We start from the raw sequence: 17024 nt of genomic DNA, 5'->3' as shown, positions 1-17024 counted from the left end.
CCAAGTTTGGTGAGATGATGTCCAGCCCATCGCCCCTCGTCGGCCTACTGCATCTCCTCCGGCAGTAGACAGACGCCGAAGACCGCGGCGCGTTCCTCCAGCTCGGTGTAGGCGATGGCGGCCGGCGCGGCCTCCCAGGTACCGAACGCAAGCGCGGAGACAGCCTCGCCGCGCGTCATCTTCTTCTCCCACGGCACGCCCGCCGCAACGCACAGCTCGGCGAGCTCATGGTCGGACAAGGCCGCGGTCTCCTGCTCGATGCCGGACCGGACATCGGCGATGCCCTCGCACCAGGCGCGGTGGCCTGTGGCCAGGAGGTCCTGCAGCGCGTCCCGGTCGTCGAGGTCCTGGGCGCGCGCTGCGAGGTCGAGAAGCAGGGCGGTGGGGTTGGTGTCCATGGTCATCTCCTCGCAGAGGTCCGCGTCGGTGAAGAACCGGGTCTTCGGGCCCGCGCCCCGCGTCGCGCCACTCCCCTCGCGCAATCGTCTGACCGCTGTCCACCACCGTAGGGGGATCTACAGCGCAAACGACCGGGACTTGGCTCAACTCTCTTCATCCACTGGCGGTTTATGGACACACTGGACACCTGACTACAGAGCGTCGCGGCCGTTCACACCTCCTCGGCCACGGAACCGGCCGTACCGACGTGCGCCCCCGGACAGTCGCGCCCGCATCGTCACGCAGTTCTCTCACACGACTCTTCCGAGGGCAGGGACATGGACGAACAGGAAGACGCCGACGGCCGTTTCGTGAAGGCGGAGAGACTGCTGCAAGGGCTCGCCATGGCCCTGATGCGGCTCGGCGTGGAACTCGACATCAGAGGGGCCGACAACAGCGACTGGCTGCTTCTGGTACGGCAGCTCTACGTACTGAGCTCGCTCGGCGAGCACCAGTTCGTCTCGATCGCCGGCGAGCAGGGCGCCGGCAAGACGCTGCTCGCCCGCAACCTCTATCCGGACGCGGACACCTGGCTCGAGGACAACACCGGCCTGGGCGAGAAGTGCCCGGTCGCCATCGTCGAGCGGGCCGGCCTCCAGGAGCCGCGCGGGGTGGTGGTCTTTCGGCGGCCCGGCGCCCACGCGGAGCGCAGCGGCCAGCTCGTGGAGCGGCGGTACTACTCCGCCGAGCAACGCGAGGAGTGGCGTCGGCATGTGAAGAGCCAGGATGCCCGGGTGCTGCTCACCCAGCTCGAAGTGCCGCTGAGCTTTTGGCACTTGGAGGGCACCGGGTTCGTGCTGCTGCCCGGCCTGGAGCGGGGCCGGGCGCAGGAGCAGTGGCAGGAGCTGATGAAGATCGTCCTGGCCACCAGCCCAGCCGCGCTCCTGGTCGCCGACGAGCGCCGGCTGGCCAACGCCGGACAGCCCGAGCTACTGAGCCTGCTGCGCCGGGACGAGGACGAGCTGCATCTGGTGGTCGCGGTGACCCGCTGCGAGGCTTCCACGCCCGAGGCGATCGAGGAGCGGACCGCTCGCGCGGTGGAGGTCTTCGCGGTCGACCCGGTGGACGTCATCCCTGTGGGCAAGGACGGCAGCAGCCCGAAGGGCTGGATCGACACGCTCAGGGCGCGCATCGACGCCAAGCGCGGAAGCGCCCGGGACAGCCGGCGGCTGGAGACCGACCTGATGCGTGAGCTGATCCGGCGGGATCTGGCGGGTGTCCTCAGATCGGCGAAGGCGGCACGTGACCGCAAGGCCCTCGACAGCGAGGTCGCCGAACAGATCCAGGGGCTGCTGGACGAGTTCGACAAGGCGAGCGACGGCTTGCGGCGCGCGCTCGCACCCCAGGTGGCCGAGCACTACGGCCGGCACATGGACCGGGCTTCGACCATGCTGACGAAGCTGTTGCAGGACAGCGGAGGGTTTAAGGAATGGGCGCGCATTACCGGCGAGAATGTCCGGCTGCGCAGGAACGAGCGTGACGACCGCTTGGCCGAGCTGGTGCGACAGGCGTGGCTGACGCCTGCGGAGTCGGAGCAGCCGGGGCTGCCCGGGCCCAACGCCGCCTACCTGGGCAGCATCGAGGCGACGGTCCAGGTCCAGCGGCAGGTCTATTTGGGGGCCTTCGCCGGGTCGCTCACCCAGGGCCGTCTCGACCGCGATGTCGCACTGGTGCTGACGGGCCGGCCGCCCGTCGACGGCGCCGACGCACAGCCGGACGACACCCGGGGCGTCGTCTCACCCACCGTGAACGTCGGAGGGCGACTCGTCGAGGCCGTCAGGGCGCTGCCGTTCATGACACTCGACGCCCGGGCCTTCGCGGTTGGCGAGCTGGCGATGCCCGACGGCTCACTGGAGACGACGAAGTCGCCCGAAGAACTGTCGCACCTGCTGCGCGGCCTCGCGGATGAGCGCAAGGCGCTGCTGGGCACCGTCGGCCTCCTGCTGGGTACGGATAGGTTCGTCACCGAGGACATCGACCTGCTCGCGAACGTGGGACAGCTCTCGGCAGGCCTGTTCGCTGGAGGCGCGAAGACCGTCGGGCTGAGCGCGACCGCCTCGACGCTGCTGCTCACCACGCTCGGCGTCGGCGTCGTCGGCGCCACGCTCCTCAACGCCGGAAACATCAAGATGGCTGAGCGCGCCCGTCTGGCCAGGTCGCTGCTGGCCCGGCACCGGGAGGGGGCGGAGCGGCAGGTGGGGGAGAACGTGGACGAACTGCTGCGCGTGACCCGGGAGGTCCTGCAGGCCCGACTGCAGCGGGCGCTGGGGGCGGACAGCGAACTCAACGGCCAGTTCCGGCTGGTGTCGGCCACGCGTGCGGTGGAGAGCTACCGCGAGCGGATGTTGGAGGCGCTCGGCCATGACGAACTCGGCTGACCTCGACCGGCTGCGCTGGTCGTGGTCGGCGGAGGCCGCCGCCTGGCTGCGGGCCAGGCTTCGGGGTGTGGACGAGGCGCTGGAGCAGTCCGACCTCGCCCATGTGATGGTGCTTGGGGACTCCCAGGTGGGCAAGACGACCCTGCTGCTGAGGCTATTCGGCGTGACCGACCCGGAGGCCGCGACCGAGGCGGCCGTTCCCTTGCGGGCTGGGCGGGGGCGTGGTCGGTCGGCAACGCCGGTGCCCATCCGGTACCAGTGGTCCGGGGACCCGGACCACTGGTCCCTGGCCTACGACGACCCGGGCGATGAGTCCGGCGCGCACCGGGGGACCGCCTGGCTGACCTCCGGGCAGCTGGAGAAGCGGCTGAGGTCGTTCCGGACCGGCGCCACGGGAGACAGGCTGCGCTGGGAATCGCGAGCCCGGCCGCTGGAGATCGGACTGCCGGGCCGCTTTGCGGGTCCCGAGCGGAGAACGGACCTGCGGGTCTTCGACCTGCCCGGGCTGCACAGCGCCGGGGCCGAGGAACAGGAGGCGGCCAAGGCCCTGCTGGCCGTCTACGCCCCCGTCGTGGACCATGTGGTGTTCGTCGTGTCGGCGGACCAGTTCGCCGAGATGGTGCGGGACCCGGCGATCACCGAGAACCCCTTCCTGCTCGGCTGGGGTGAGCAGGCGCACCGCTTCAGCCTGGTGTTCACCAGGGCGTTCAGCGGTGACAGCGTGCGCAGGCACCTGCAGGCGGTGCTCGGCGAGCCAGGCTCCCCCTGCTGGACCCGCGACCGGATCGTCGCGGCCGTCCAGGAGCACTACGCCGACCAGTTGCTGGTGTCAGAGCTGCCCTCGGTCGCGCCGAGCGGCCTGTTTCCGGTGGAGATCGGCGAGTCCTGGAAGGAGTTGCTGGACAGCGACCCCGACTACGCCGAGGCGGTGGCCCCCGTCTGCGATGACCTGCTGCGGCGGCTGACCGACACCGTTGCCCGCTACTCGGACCCCGACCGCAGGCATCTGGCCGCGTCGGAGATCGCCGCCAGGGTCGAGATCGTCGTACGGGACAACGTCAGACGCCGTGAGCAGGCCCTGAACGCGGCGGCGCAGGCCTGGCGGCGCGCCAAGCGCGCGCACACGCAGGCGCTCGCCTTCGTGCACCGGGCCCGGGAGGCCGCGAAGGCAGCTCGCCAGAGGACCGAGGCGCTGCGGAAGCGCTTGGAGAGGCTCGCCGAGTGGCCGGTCGTCTATGTCCGCCCGGACGCGCCAGAAATGAAGGGCAACCTGGTCCGCGCAAAGCAGGAGGAGGAGCGCGCCGCCTGGACGGAGGCCGCCCGCAGAGCGTGGACAGATTGGCGGGAGACCACTGAGGAACCAGAAGTGCCGCGGCAGCCGCCACACGACCTGAGCACGCGGATACGGGAGAAGTACGACGAGCTGTGCCGCTGCTGCCATCTGTGCGAACGGTGGAAACGCTTTGTGGGGGATACCCCGGACCACTGCTACGGGCGGATGACCGGCGTCGGCACGCGCATGCCAGCCTGGATCCGGACCACCCTGCGCGAGCATGCCGACTCGGCGACCGCCCGGCTGGCCAAGGCCGAGGCCGATACCGAGCGGCAGTGCGCGGTCGCGTCCCGGTACGCCGACCACACCGCCGAGGCACTGGCGCGCGCGGTCGCCGAGCTGGACGACTTGCTCGAACAAGCGACCGAGGAACAGGTCGAGGACGCGGCCAACCTCACGGTGGCCCGGTCGGTACGGGCCGTCCACAGCCAGAGAAATGAGACATATGTCCACCGCTTGCTGGGCCGGGCGGCACAGTCGGACGGGGACGAGCGGTCCTGGCTCGTCCTCGCGGCCCTGCGCGGGATCCACGACCTGAACCGGATGTTCCCGTGACCGATGAGCCCTCTGCCGCCGAGCCGCTGTGGGCCTCCTTCCAGGATGTCGTCGAGCAACTGACCGGACCGCTGGCCGCAAGCACGGTCGAGCGGGTCGCCGAAGAGGTGGGGCGGCTCGACAAGTCCCTAGCCGGGCTCAGGAAGGACCTGAACGGGCTGGCCGTCGAGCAGGAGGACGCCGCCCGCGCGCTGAAGAAGCGACAGGAGGCGCTGGCCCGGGAGAACCAGGAACTGCGCTGCCAACTGGACACCCTCAAGAATGACTTGGTCGAGCAACTGAAGCTGAACCACGAGGCACAGTCGGCCGCCGCGCGCGAGGACACGGCCGCCGTTCTCCGCGAGCTGAGCCGGGCCGCCGAGGAGGCACGGTCATCCGCGACAGCGCTTGAAGCGGCAGTCGACGAACGGCTGACCCGGCTCCGCGCGTCCTGGGCCGCAGACGTCGAGGCCCTGCGCGCCGGCCAGCCCGCCACCGAACGGCTTGCGAGAGTCACGGTGGTGCTGCTCTCTCTGACGCTCGTCCTTGGGGCCGTCGGGGTCGTTCTGCGGTGACCGATGTTCCTCTTGGGGCTACCACTCAGTAACTGCTTGCTCCTATGTTGCCGCCAAGGCGCATCAAACAACGGGCTTAGGACAAGCGGATTCTGAGGCGGCTGGCGGCCGTCGTAGGCGCCGGGGTGCCGTCCGTGCTGGTATCCGGCATCGCGGACTCGGACGTGGACGTGGGCGTGGGGGTGGCGAGATGAGCACCATGCGTGTTCGCCACCGCGTTCGTGTGAACGCGCCCGTGCGCCCTCCCCGCGGACCCCCCAACGATGGGACGCTCGGTCGATGCACACCAGTCGCCATTGCTCGATGGACAACGGTGCGTGGACGGATCTCATCAGTAACGCCACCATGCTCAAGCTAGAGGAACGGGGCGACCTTAGGCGCTGGCTGGGCGAACTGCCTGGCGGGGCCCGCCGTGTGGCCGCCCACGTCCACAAGTCGACTCACCACCGGTGCTTCAACTCCATCATGGGCAACGCCCTTTTCTGCCTCGCGGCCCGGGCGGAGAGCAACGCTCAGGTATACCTGCCGCGCCGCGCCGCCACGCGGGAGCGGGACCATGGTCCGGAGCTCGACGCAGTGGGAGGAGCGTTGGGCGCGGTGGCCGAGGAACAGGGTGGACGGGGACGCAACGGTGCCGCGCTGACAGACGAGGAGAGGGACGTCGCCCCCTGGCTGATCCTCGACGACGTCGTACGGCTCCAAGTCACCGTCCAGCTGCTGAGGCCGCTCGGCGAGGGACTGGCGCTCTTCGCGGAGCACGACGCGGTTCACCGCGCGAACAGCCGGGTCGGCAGCCACCTCGCCAAGGACCTGGCCTTCTATGCAGCCGTGGGCAAATGGGCTTCATTGCGTGACTGAGGTATGGGGGGCAGGGCATTGTCACAACCGGTGCAGTGGGTATTGGGAATCAAACTGCGGCCCGCCGTCGCGACGGCGGGTCCCGGTGTAGAGATCGTTCTCAGTGACGGAAAGTCGCGGCACAAGGCCGAGGTTCCGGTGCCGGACCTGGAGGTCAGCCGGCACGACCACGAGGAAATCCGGTGGTATCTCGAGGAGTACCGCGAATTCCCGTCCGACCCCGCGCCGGTCATCGGGACGCGCTGCTCCGCCCGGCTGGTGGAACTCGGCGAATTGCTCTTCCGCGCGCTGTTTGAGTTCTCGGAGGAAACGGGGACCCTGTGGAGGCAGGCCAAGGCACGGGTGCGAGATCTTCGCGTTGAGGTGGATGCTGGCCTGGACGCCGTGGTGTCCGTGCCGTTCGAACTGCTGCGGGAGCCGAGGGAGCCCGCCCTCTCCCTGACGGCTCGCTCCTTCGTCCACGTGTGGTCGCCTGGGAATGACGCCGCCGAAGGGCAGACGCCGATCCGTCAGGGGCCGATCAGGATCCTGCTCGCGATCTGCCGGCCACGCCATGACCGCGATGTGCCCTTCCGGTCGGTTGCTGGCCGGCTGATCCGATCGGCTGAGCGGCGGCCGGATGTCCGGATAAAGGTTCTGCGTCCGCCGACGTACGAGCAACTGAAATGCACCCTGCAGGCGGCCAAGAACCGCGGCGAGCCCTTCCACATCGTCCACTTCGACGGGCACGGCTTGTTCAGCAACGCGGGCGGAGCAACCCCGCAGGGCTTCGCCGTCTTCGAGGACCCCGGCTCCACGGACAATTGCAGGCTTGTCACCGGAGGACAACTGGGCGGGCTGCTCACCGCGACGGGGGTCTTCGCCCTCACCCTGAACGCGTGTGGCTCGGACCGTATCGACAGGAACGGCGCCCACGCCGCCGATCCGGTGCCCGGCCCGGAGTCTGCCCCGCAGCAACTGCACAGTTTCGGATCCCTCGCACGCAATGCCCTGCGGTCGGGACTCGGCGCGGTGGTGGCCATGCGCTACGACGTGTATGTCTCCGCGGCCGCCACCTTCGTCTCCGCACTGTACGAACGTCTCGTAGAGGGAGCCGAGTTGGCTGAGGCGGTCACGTCGGCCCGGAGGGATCTGGCCGCGTCGACCGGTCCGGGACCGCGGACGGATGAGTGGCTGGTGCCAGTGGTGTATGAGCGCAGTCCAGTCCGTCTGTTCGACGCGACGCACCACGCGGCCGGTGACGGCCAGAGTGCACTGCCGGATCCGGTCGCCCATCCCCTGGACACACCGCTGCCCGTGCCGCCGGACATCGGATGCGTGGGCCGCGACGACGTGATCATCACGGTGGACCGGGTCTTCGACGGCGTCCGGCCGGTGCTGCTCCAGGGCCCGGTTGGCAGTGGGAAGACCACCACAGCGGCGGACTTCGCACGCTGGTACCGCCGCACTGCAGGCGTGTGGGGCCCGGTGGTGTTCACCTCCCTTCGGACCACCGCCTGCGCCGGACTCGACGACACACGGCGGCGCCTGGACGGCCTGACACCGACGCCGCCCGGTGGCGCATCGCCGGCATCCGCGCTGTGGGTCTGGGACGACGTGGAATCGGCTGCCACCTGGAGCGGCGCCGAGCGTGCCCGCTTGGCGGGTCTCCTCGCCGAGCTGTCGGGGGGGCCGGTGCGGGTTCTGCTCATCGCCACGGACGGAGCGCCGTGGCTACCGGGGCGGATCGAGCGAGTCGTCTTGGGATCCTTGAGCATCGCGGAGCGAACCGAGTTCGCGGAACTGGCTCTGGGATCGCACGCGCCTGGCCTGCCGGAGTCGGTCGTCCGTTTCAGCCAGGGCAATCCCCTGGTGCTCCAGGCCCTGTGCCGCCAACTGCCGGACGCCGAACGGATCGGAGGGGTGGAAGCCTGGCTGGAGGCTCTGCACGCCGGCACCGGCCGTCCGCTCGAACCCGGCGAGGGCGCACCCACTTTGGCCGGCACCGTCGCGAGCCTTCGCACGGTCTTCGACGAGCAGGAGCAGCGCCTGCTCAGTCTCCTGCTGTTCTTCCGTAGCGGCGTCGCCGCTATGCATCTGGCCGCTCTGACCCGACGACTGGAACATACCGAAGCCGGCCGGTACGTGACCGCCCTGGACGAGGACTCCGCCGCTCGCCTCCTCACGGCGGTCGCCGCCCTGGGCTGGCTCACCCCCCAGGGCGCGGATTTCCACGCCATCCACCCGATGCTGCCCTTCGCCGTGCGGCCGCTGTTGGATGGCTGGGCAGACAACCTGTCGGCGACGATACGCAGGGCTCTCACCGAGCACTACGACCGGTACGGAGATGCGCTGTTCTGGACTTACAACCACGGCAGCCGCGAGGTCCTCGACCTCATCGCACTTGACGAGGACAACCTGCTTCACGCACGACGGTTCGCCCTGGACCACGCGCTGGTTGATGAGGCCATGGGCCCCATGCAGGCGCTGCGCATGCTGTACCTGGAAAGGGGCCGACGGCAGCGCTGGCGCGACCTCGTTGAGGGCTTGTCTCCCACGCTGCTCGATCCTGCCACCGGCGCCCCACGCTCGGACCTGCGGTTCCGGGACAGCGCCCTCCATGCCGTGCTCGCGCAGTACCTGACCGAGGCGGATCAGGCACGGCCCGGCCGCGCGGCCGCACAACCGGACGGCGGGGCGCGGCCGTATACGAGCGAGGGAACGGAGACGGCGTCCGCGCCGCCGGAAACCGCCACGCAGCACAATCCCCGCCACGAGGTGCAGCGCCTGCTCGGCGAGAAGACCGAGCTGAGCCTGCGGCGGGCGGTTGACCTCGCGCACCGGATCGATGACCGGACACTGGAGGCGACGGCGCTCATCCAGCTCGGTCGCTGGTACCGGGCTCGGCGCGAGCCGCGCTTCGAGCGCATGGCGGAAGCCTGCTTCGAGAAGAGCCGCACCCTTGCAGGGAAGACCGACCACCTCACCACCGCGCGCGCCCTGGACGGCCTCGGAGCCCTTCAGCTCGACCGTGTCAACAGACTCAACAAAGAGCACCTTCAGCGGCTCGTACAGACCGGGGCGATCGACACGAGCCGCCCTGGCCGGATCACTGTTCCCCTTCCAGAGGAGGCATTCGACGCACTCGCACTGGCGGAGAGCTATTACACAGAAGCGCTGGAACTGTTCCAAGGAGATGACAGGAAAAGCGACGAGCTCAGGGCGTCGCTCCATCACCAGTTGGGCGGCATCTACAAGATGGTCGGCGCGAACGAAAAGGCCGCGCGGCACTACCGTCAGGCTGTCCTGGCGCACGACCTCGCGGGCGACACCCTCCGCGCCGCGCAGAGCCGGATGGACTTCGCGAACTTCCTCGTGCACCGCGGGGGCCGAGTCGAGGACGCCCTCCTGTACGCCCAGAAGGCGCTGCATGACTTCCAGTCGCTGGGGAAGCCGTGCCGTGAACAGGCCGAAGCAGCTCAGAGCCTGGTCGACGAGCTGACGCGAACCGTCGGGAATGCTCCGTGACCCGCTCGAGCGTGCGCCCTTCGCGGTTCACCGAGCCGACGGTGGCGGCGAACCGCTGTCCCCTTCCGACCTCATGCGGCGAGCCTCCGCCAGGGCCTGGTCCTTGTCCATCGCGATCAGCTTGGCGGCCGGGACCACCGAGACCTCGCAGCCGGCCGCATGGTCGTACGAGCACTGGGCCATCAGCCGGTCACTGCTCATGAACCACATGCGCCATTCCGCCTTGAAGGGACGGTCCCGAAACAGCAAGAGGCCGTCGCACACGCAACAGCGTGTCCCGACCCCCTCCGGAGGAGCCCCGAAGGAATCCAAGTGCGAATCAGACATGAGGATCCCGTCCTGTCGTCGCGCCATCAGTCGCACGGGCAAGGGTCCTGCGTACGCGCTCCCCGCGCAGAATCCACTCGAACTCCGCCGCACTGCCCAGCGCTGTTACGGCGGCTGCCGTCCAACGGCACACGGCATGCCCGAGTGACGCTTCCTCCGGTGGGGCCAGCACCAGGGTGGCGGCCGCCCCCAGCAACACGATTCCCACGTTGTACGCCGTGCTGCCCCGGCGGCTCAGGCGCCGCCACTGGTGGAAGTCGCGCTGTTGGTGCTGGCGCAGGGTGCTCTCGGCCGGGCGGGGTCCGCCGGGCGGGTACCAGGTGTCGACATCGGCGGGGGAGTAGAAGTGCTGGCGCGCGTGAAAGCCGTACTGCACGCTCGCGATGAGTGCGACGAAGGCCAGGGTGAGCAGCAGCATCGCGGGGCCGGGCCAGCGGAATTTGTCGCCGTCGGCACCCAGGACACCGATCGTGGCGATGCAGGCCCCGGCAAGCAGCGGGGCGGCGACGAAGTGCGCCGTCTCGGAGGCGATTCCGTACCCGAGTGGTGTCGGCTTCGCCCAATCCGGCGAGGTGTCGCTCAACGTCGGTGCCCCCTTCACGACGCGATCACGGGCACCAAGTGTCACGGTTACGATGCGGTGTGTAAAGAGCGGTCTCCCGCCGCGCCGATGGCGCCGTGCTGTCGGTGTTCTGGTCTCGCGCGCTTCCTGGCCGGCCTGTTCGGCTGCGGCCTCTGCGCTGGCGGCGTAGACGATCTCGACGCTGCCGAACGTGTCTCGGGCGTCCTCGCAGTACTCGTCGCATCGGTCGGACGTTCACCGGGACCGGCGGGGGCCTCTTCCACGTGCCAGATCTCGAAGTCGCCCCGCCCTGCCACTGACCGACCACGAAGTACGCGCGATCCCGGTTCTCCGGCGCGGCGGTGAGCCTGGCCAAACGCCTCGTACTCCGACCGGAAGAGCGCCAGACGCCGGCCCTCCTCGGCGGCTGCCCTCGCGCTGATCTCGGCCCACTTCGGCAGGTACTCGGCGCGGTGCGCCAGACTCTCGCGGTCCGGTGCCAGCAGCGGCGCGAGCACCGGGTGCGGACGGGCGGTGAACCAGCGGGCCAGCGTCCACCAGGCGGCGAGACTGCGCGCGGCCTGGACCCGGTGGGCCTCCGCCTCCTCCAGTTAGCGAGCCCGCGCCTGTTCCGCGTACGAGGTCATCGCGTCCAGCCACTTCAGCAGCTGCGGGGTGTCGTGGCGACGGGCCGCGCGCTGGAGGCGGGCGAAGTCGCTTCGTGCGGCGTAGTCGCCAGCGCACGCGCGCAGGATGGCGGTCAGCGTCTGGCTGGCCTGCGGGGGCGCGGGGCGGTCGTCGGTGTCGACCAGGGACACCGGTTCCTGACACCCCCAGGGCAGGTCGGCAGAGTGGGCCAGCACTCGGACCCTGCTGCCCTGGTAGGCGCGGCCACGGATGGGCACCAGGGGCTCGGTGGGCAGTCCGCGCACGGCGCTGGCGGATCCGAGACTGGCTCGGACGGCGTCGAACTGGTCCCACCGGGCGGGGCTGTTGGTCGCGGTTATGTGGACGGTTCCGCTGGCGGCATCGGTGAGGCTGTAGCGCACGCTGCCGGTGGCGTCAGCCTCGGACGGAACGGCGCGGGCGGTACCGGACGGGGTGGCAATGGCGATCACAGGGTGTCTTCTCAGAGGGCGTACAGGAACGGGGAGTTGGCGGGCTGCCCGGCCCTCAGCGAGGGCCGGGCCGGTGGTCGGCTCAGCCCGTGACGGACGGGTCTGGCAGGAACGGCGCGGGGTACGCGCGGGCGGTGGGCGCCGGACTGCTTGCGCACGGCTGTACGGCGGCCTGCATGGTGGTCGGCTTCATGCCGTGCAGCCATCCGTGCTTGATGCGCCAGCCGCAGACGACCGGACCTGGTTCCTGCTCGGTCTGCACGACCAGGGTGGCCAGGACGGTGCAGCTGCCTTCCAGGGCGGCCGTTACGGCTGCCTCGATGGCGGTGAACTCGTTCGGGTCGGCGTCCAGCTGCCATGCGGGGGCGGTGACGACCTCCACGGTGGCGCTGGCCAGGGCGTACCGGCCGTCGACGTCCAATGCGGCGTAGTGCAGGCGGACGTCCCGCACCGAGGGCGGTGAAGAAGCTGGGCGAATGCGAGGTGCGCACGGCGGCGGGCGGCCGTGATCGCTTCGTCTCCAGGGTAGGACAGGGTGGGTCGGTCGGCGGGCTGGTCGGGGTGCGGGCTTGTCACGGTGACTCCAGCGGGGCGACGGGTGGGGGCCGGCTGCGCGCGACGGGCGGTGGTGCCCGCGCGCCGTGGCGCGCGGGACTCGGTCAGATGACGGGGCGGCGGCGGCCCTGTTCGTCCAGGCGGCGTACGTCGGGTGCGGGTACCCGGAAGTGGCACCATGTGCGCCCAATGAACTCCTCGGCGGTGTAGAAGTGCACCGTGCGGGCCCGGTCGCTTCCCCCTGCTGTGGTGTACGCGGCGGAGTACCAGTAGCCGTTGATGTTGAACTGAACGGCGTCCTCGGGCCAGACATGGGCGATCGGGGTCAGGCTCGCCCGGTCGGCGTGGTGTACGCGGTGGTCGGTGGTGAGGTCGACCACCATGAAGTGGTCCCGCTCCATTGGGTGCCGCTCTTCGAACTTGTCTTCCTGCTCCCAGCAGGCGTCGCAGTGGCCGAACCACGTGCACGGCAGGACGTACAGGGGGCGGTCGTGCAGCTCGGTGAAGCGGCCGTGGTAGGTGACGCGGGTCCCGATGAACAACCGGGGCGCGGGTTCGGCTTCAGGCATGCGCGGCCTGCCAAGCCTTCGCGTTCCAGGCGCGGGTGAGGTCGTCGGAGTACGCGACCTCGCGGGCCGACTCCGCGTCCAGCGCGGCCACGGTCAGGACGCTGCCGCTGATCTCGTCGGCTCGGCGGTGCGCGGCGGCGGCCTGCTCATGACGTTTGGTCTCGTCCTGCGGTACACGCCGTACGAGGTGAATGTGCCCGTCCTGGGTGAGGACGACCAGATAACGGCGGAAGTCCTCAATCCGTCCCGGGCGGGCGGGGCCGGTCGTGGTGTCGGCCAGCGTCGCACGGGCCTCGGCCAGCAGCTGCGCCATTTCCTCGGTCGCCTTCACACCAGTGTTTCGCTGGCGGCGGTTACGGCCGTAAAAGACGCGGGCCTGGTCGCGGACGGGCGCGGATTCCACCGGGGCGTAGAGGCTGATGATCCGACGGGCGTACGCGTCGCGCTCGTCCCGCTCGCGCTGGGAGGCGTGCCCGGTCTCGGTCACCTTGCCCTGCGTCCAGCCCAGCGCGGTCGCCGCGCACGCCGTGCCGTAGTACACGACGTCTTCGGCGGTGCCGTCCTCGTTCCCGTCGGCGTCCAGCGGCATGAGCGCAACCGTGCGTTTCAGTCCGCGGCGGCCGCAGCAGTGGCAGGTGGTGAAGTCGTCGGTGATGCCCTTGATGGTCCACGGGATGTTCATGAAAAGGCCTTTCGGGCGGGCCCGGCGGCAGTGCCGCCGGGCCGGTCAGGGGCGGTCAGAAGAGTTCGCCGATGACGTTGGCGATGGCCTGGCCGAGCGTGGGGAGATCGGCGGTCGAACTCAGGGGGAGGTGAAGGCTCTCGCCCAACTCGTCGTTGCGGAGGTAGAGGTATCCGGCCTCGCAGACCCCGACTGTGAACGGGGTGTGGTCGGCGTTGTGCAGGTGGCCGGTCCTGCCCCAGGGGCCGGGCCGGGCGCCCCACTGGTCGCCCATGGCCGTGACGGCGGCACAGGCGATCTCGTAGGGGGTGTGGGGCTGTTCGGTGGGCTGCTGGTGGAAGCTCGTGGCCATGGCGGTGTGGTCCTCTCGATGCGTGCGGGCTGTCGGATTCGGGGGCGGTGAGCGCACCCGCCGGCGCGGCTGGGCGCGGGAAGGGGGGCGGACGTGTTTCTCGGCGCGCTCTCTGCTCCGCAGACACGTCGCGCTGCCGCTACGCGGCAGGGGCGGGCGGGGAGCGCTCCGCGATCCCGAGGCGGGGTGAGCGCTCCACGCTTGGGCCCGTTGGCCGCTGCGGGCGGCCTGGGACTTGGGGGCCGGGACCGGGCGGGCGCCCGTGGGGGAGGGATGGCGCCCGCCCGGCGTTGGGGGGTCAGACCGCGGTGAGCGCGAATGCCCGTTCCATCAGGGCATCGGATGCGCCACTGATGACCCGCTCGGCGCGGGAGCGCAGCTTGTCCGCGTCGGTCTTGCCCCGGGCCGGGGCCACGTGGTTCGCATACTCGGTGAGCGCGTTGTATCCGCCCCACCGCGTGCCCCGGATACCGGCCTGGGTGTCGGCGTGCTCGAACAGGTGGCTGATTTTCGCCCACCGCTGGTGCTGGTTGGTCTTGGTACGGGCGCTGTCGCTGTCCTTGACCGGCCACATCTCCTCGACGACCGACCGCAGTTCGTTCAGCGTCATCTCGGCCTGGATCATCCGCTGTGCGGCCTTCTCGAACTCCTCCGCGTACCGGAAGGTCAGACCGAGAGCGGAACGGGCCTGTGTGATCCGGGCCTTGGCTCCGGCGGTGTGCCGCACGACGAAGCTGGAGCGGGCCCCCTGGATCGCCGCGCGCTGAGTGTTGGCGCACACCACCCGGATCGGCGTCACGACGATGCGGAACGCGGAGCCCCCGTCGTGACTGTTGAACGCCGCGATGTACAGGTCCACCCGGTCACTTCCGCCGATCGTCAGGGACTGCGGCATTTTCATGGTCAGGAACACCTGGCGGCCGTTCTTGAGGGATCCGGCGGTCTCGAAGTGCGCACCGGACTGGTCGGCCAGCAGGTTGAGGAACTCGGCGTGCTCCTCGTTCTGCACCGGGTGGTAGTCGCTGCCGACCACTCCGAGGGTCTCTGTGGCCTTGGACTTCGGGTGGGTGCGCGCGGTCGCGAAGTGGTTCGGGACCTCCACGCGTGTGGCGCCGTCCGGCGTGATCTCGGTGGCGGACAACTCCAGGAGCCGGACGTTCCAGTTGGCCAAAGACGCGATACGCATCGCAGCCTCGGCCGTCAGCGCCCCCTCTGTGACAGTTCCCAGACCATGCCACGCGCTCTCACGCGCGGACACGAACGCTGCGCTGCCGTCGGTGAACTGCTCGATTTCGTGGGCCACTTGGGGCTTCCCTTCTGCTGATGAACTTTCGGTGAGTCCGGGAGGGGGCCACCCTCTCGAACTAGTTCCACAATACCTTTACTTGAGGGTAGGGCAACCGAATAAACTCCCCGATCACCCCACCCGGAAGCGGCGGCTTCGGCCTACCACTCTCCGTCGAACACCTCGGGCCAGTCGTACGCCTCGGCCATGACCTGAGTCTCACCAGAGGTCTGAACGCCGCACTCCGGCAGACTGTCCGGCTCACTGCACGGCAGATCCCGGACGTCCCGTACGCACCGCATCCGGCCGTTGTGGCACACCTGACAGCTACTCACAGACGGGCCAGGAAAGGGCCGTCTGCTGCGTCTTGGAAGTGCTGCGGCAGCGCCGTGACGCTCTCCGCGTGCACGCCATGCAGTGCATCGCGCAACCGTCCTTGCGTGTACGTGCTGAGCCGGTAGGTCACCAACTCTTGCCCGTGGGCGTCGGCCTCGCGGTGAATCCGTGTCACCCAATACCGCCCGTGCGCGCCCTCCACACTGCCGTGATAGCTCACCAGTTGGAGCAACTCGGGCCCCGGTGCCTCGCCACCCACTGCGGATGCCAGAGACGAAAGGGCCGTGCCCAGCACGTAGGGCGGAAGCGGCACATCGGCCAGCGCGGGGCCGGTGTGCCCAGTCCGCACACCGCAGATCCATCCCACCTCGAACACAGGCCGCGCCAGATCGCGCACCACGCGCGAGACTCCGGCGCCCGGGTACAGCCCCTCCAGGGCAACCCGAAACGCCGCTGCCATCTGCTCTCGCTCCGCCTCGCTCGCCGGAACCGCGATACGACGGACGGGGCTCAAACGCGTACCACTCACAGTGACTTCCCTCCAGGGTCTTCGGATGTGACGCCGGGTCCTGCCCCGGGGCCCGGAGGACCGGGCCCCGGGATCCGACTACTTCAGCCCTCGCGTACGCAGGAACTCACTAATGCGGTACGCAATAGCACGCACCGAAAGGGAAACACCCCGATGGCGCTCCGGAATCGAACCGAGAATGCGCGCCCCGGTCTCGCTGTCGTGGATGATGTGGAACTCGAACCCCTCCGCAACGGGCAGCACCACACGAACGGGACCGGCCCCGGTCTCGAACCGAATAGCCGTGTACTTCTCGTCTTCGTTGTGCACGATCGTCGCGCCCGTGAGCAATTCCGGACGGGGAAGGAAATTCGCGATGCGCCGAGCCTTGACGGCCTCAGGGGTCTTGATCTCGTCCGTGCGGGCAGTCACCTTGCCTGCGCTGATGACGATTTCCACGTGTACGCCTCTCTGTTGACGAACGTCGGTGAAGGGGGGAGGGAGCCACCCTCCCCTGCATGTTCCACAATACCTTTACTGGGATCTCTTGCACCACCCCATGCGCAAACCCGTGCGCCATCTCTTGCACCAACTCCTGACCTCGACCGGCCGCCGGCCTTCGAACTCCCCAGGTCAGAAGCCATGTTGTCCATGGTCGGAGGAGCTGACATCCCCTCTGCTGCCGCTGCTCCCTGCCCGAATGGAGAGAGAAGGGGGGCGGGGCATGGTCGACGCGACGGCATCGGGGATCGGGCCGGGGCTTCTTGGGTTGCGCGTCGGCGGAGCCTCCGCGCTCGGGCGCTGGCGCGCCCCGAACCACATTCAGCGGCGATCGACCACGCAGAGTGCGGCTCTGGCCGCACGGTACGGAGCCGCGTACCGTGCGAACCATTCGAGAATAGAGAGAAAGTGGCGAGAGGTTAGATTCCTTACGGAATAGGGGAATTGGCGAACTCCCTTAAAATTTGAAGGGAGTTCGCCAATTTACGAAAGGAATACGAGTGGAAATTGATGGATTATCAGAATTCGGACGGGACGCGTCGCCCTGCCCGCTTGCTGCGCTTTCGAGAATTCGCGGAGCGAATTTCTCGGGCCGAATCGCGGAGC

General features: G+C 69.2%; 16 protein-coding genes. 5 read left to right on the top strand and 11 right to left on the bottom strand.

Annotated features, from left to right (window positions below; all coding sequences use genetic code 11):
• Positions 1–44: 44 nt before the first annotated feature.
• On the bottom strand, positions 45–398 hold the full coding sequence (locus tag IEY95_RS48015) for a hypothetical protein (protein WP_189192663.1): 354 nt from the start codon (positions 396–398) through the stop codon (positions 45–47).
• Between the two features lie 318 nt (positions 399–716).
• On the opposite strand from IEY95_RS48015, the gene IEY95_RS48010 reads away from it, so the two are divergent.
• From IEY95_RS48010 to IEY95_RS47990, 5 genes are all read left to right on the top strand, one after another.
• The gene (locus IEY95_RS48010) at positions 717–2816 is read left to right on the top strand and encodes a hypothetical protein (protein ID WP_189192662.1); all 2100 of its coding nucleotides are present in this window, start codon (positions 717–719) and stop codon (positions 2814–2816) included.
• Positions 2800–4704 carry a GTPase gene (locus tag IEY95_RS48005; protein ID WP_189192661.1) on the top strand — a complete coding sequence of 635 codons (1905 nt, stop codon included), beginning with the start codon at positions 2800–2802 and terminating at the stop codon, positions 4702–4704. Before IEY95_RS48010 ends, IEY95_RS48005 begins: the two co-directional genes overlap by 17 nt.
• Positions 4701–5258, top strand: coding sequence for a hypothetical protein (locus tag IEY95_RS48000; RefSeq protein ID WP_189192660.1), 558 nt, complete (start codon positions 4701–4703; stop codon positions 5256–5258). The genes IEY95_RS48005 and IEY95_RS48000 overlap by 4 nt, the downstream gene beginning before the upstream one ends.
• A gap of 303 nt (positions 5259–5561) precedes the next feature.
• Positions 5562–6116, top strand: a complete 555-nt coding sequence (locus IEY95_RS47995) for a hypothetical protein (RefSeq protein WP_189192659.1) — start codon at positions 5562–5564, stop codon at positions 6114–6116.
• 30 nt (positions 6117–6146) lie between these two features.
• Positions 6147–9623: a CHAT domain-containing protein gene (locus IEY95_RS47990; protein ID WP_189192658.1), complete on the top strand. Its 3477-nt coding sequence runs from the start codon at positions 6147–6149 to the stop codon at positions 9621–9623.
• 27 nt (positions 9624–9650) lie between these two features.
• On the opposite strand, the gene IEY95_RS47985 is transcribed toward IEY95_RS47990, so the two are convergent.
• From IEY95_RS47985 to IEY95_RS47940, 10 genes are all read right to left on the bottom strand, one after another.
• Complete coding sequence (locus IEY95_RS47985) at positions 9651–9824, bottom strand: hypothetical protein (protein WP_189192657.1); 174 nt, start codon at positions 9822–9824, stop codon at positions 9651–9653.
• Between the two features lie 118 nt (positions 9825–9942).
• Positions 9943–10533 (bottom strand): hypothetical protein, encoded by a 591-nt coding sequence (locus IEY95_RS47980; protein ID WP_189192656.1) that lies wholly within the window; start codon positions 10531–10533, stop codon positions 9943–9945.
• A gap of 590 nt (positions 10534–11123) precedes the next feature.
• Positions 11124–11630, bottom strand: coding sequence for a hypothetical protein (locus IEY95_RS47975; protein WP_189192655.1), 507 nt, complete (start codon positions 11628–11630; stop codon positions 11124–11126).
• Between the two features lie 82 nt (positions 11631–11712).
• Positions 11713–12081, bottom strand: coding sequence for a hypothetical protein (locus IEY95_RS47970; protein WP_189192654.1), 369 nt, complete (start codon positions 12079–12081; stop codon positions 11713–11715).
• 208 nt (positions 12082–12289) lie between these two features.
• Positions 12290–12754, bottom strand: coding sequence for a hypothetical protein (locus IEY95_RS47965; RefSeq protein ID WP_189192653.1), 465 nt, complete (start codon positions 12752–12754; stop codon positions 12290–12292).
• Complete coding sequence (locus tag IEY95_RS47960; protein ID WP_189192652.1) at positions 12747–13436, bottom strand: hypothetical protein; 690 nt, start codon at positions 13434–13436, stop codon at positions 12747–12749. The genes IEY95_RS47965 and IEY95_RS47960 overlap by 8 nt, the downstream gene beginning before the upstream one ends.
• 55 nt (positions 13437–13491) lie before the next feature.
• Positions 13492–13788 carry a hypothetical protein gene (locus IEY95_RS47955; protein ID WP_189192651.1) on the bottom strand — a complete coding sequence of 99 codons (297 nt, stop codon included), beginning with the start codon at positions 13786–13788 and terminating at the stop codon, positions 13492–13494.
• A 298-nt stretch (positions 13789–14086) separates the two neighbouring features.
• Positions 14087–15091, bottom strand: a complete 1005-nt coding sequence (locus IEY95_RS47950) for a DUF932 domain-containing protein (RefSeq protein WP_189192650.1) — start codon at positions 15089–15091, stop codon at positions 14087–14089.
• A gap of 313 nt (positions 15092–15404) precedes the next feature.
• Positions 15405–15869: a hypothetical protein gene (locus tag IEY95_RS47945; RefSeq protein WP_189192649.1), complete on the bottom strand. Its 465-nt coding sequence runs from the start codon at positions 15867–15869 to the stop codon at positions 15405–15407.
• A 147-nt stretch (positions 15870–16016) separates the two neighbouring features.
• Entirely contained in the window at positions 16017–16376 is a 360-nt protein-coding gene (locus tag IEY95_RS47940; RefSeq protein WP_189192648.1) for a hypothetical protein, read from the bottom strand.
• Between the last annotated feature and the right edge of the window lie 648 nt (positions 16377–17024).

It is taken from the genome of Streptomyces albiflavescens (genome assembly GCF_014645835.1).
Classification (GTDB): Bacteria; Actinomycetota; Actinomycetes; order Streptomycetales; family Streptomycetaceae; genus Streptomyces; species Streptomyces albiflavescens.
Note: the sequence above shows the minus strand (reverse complement) of the source record. Positions and strands in the feature narration are given on the sequence as shown.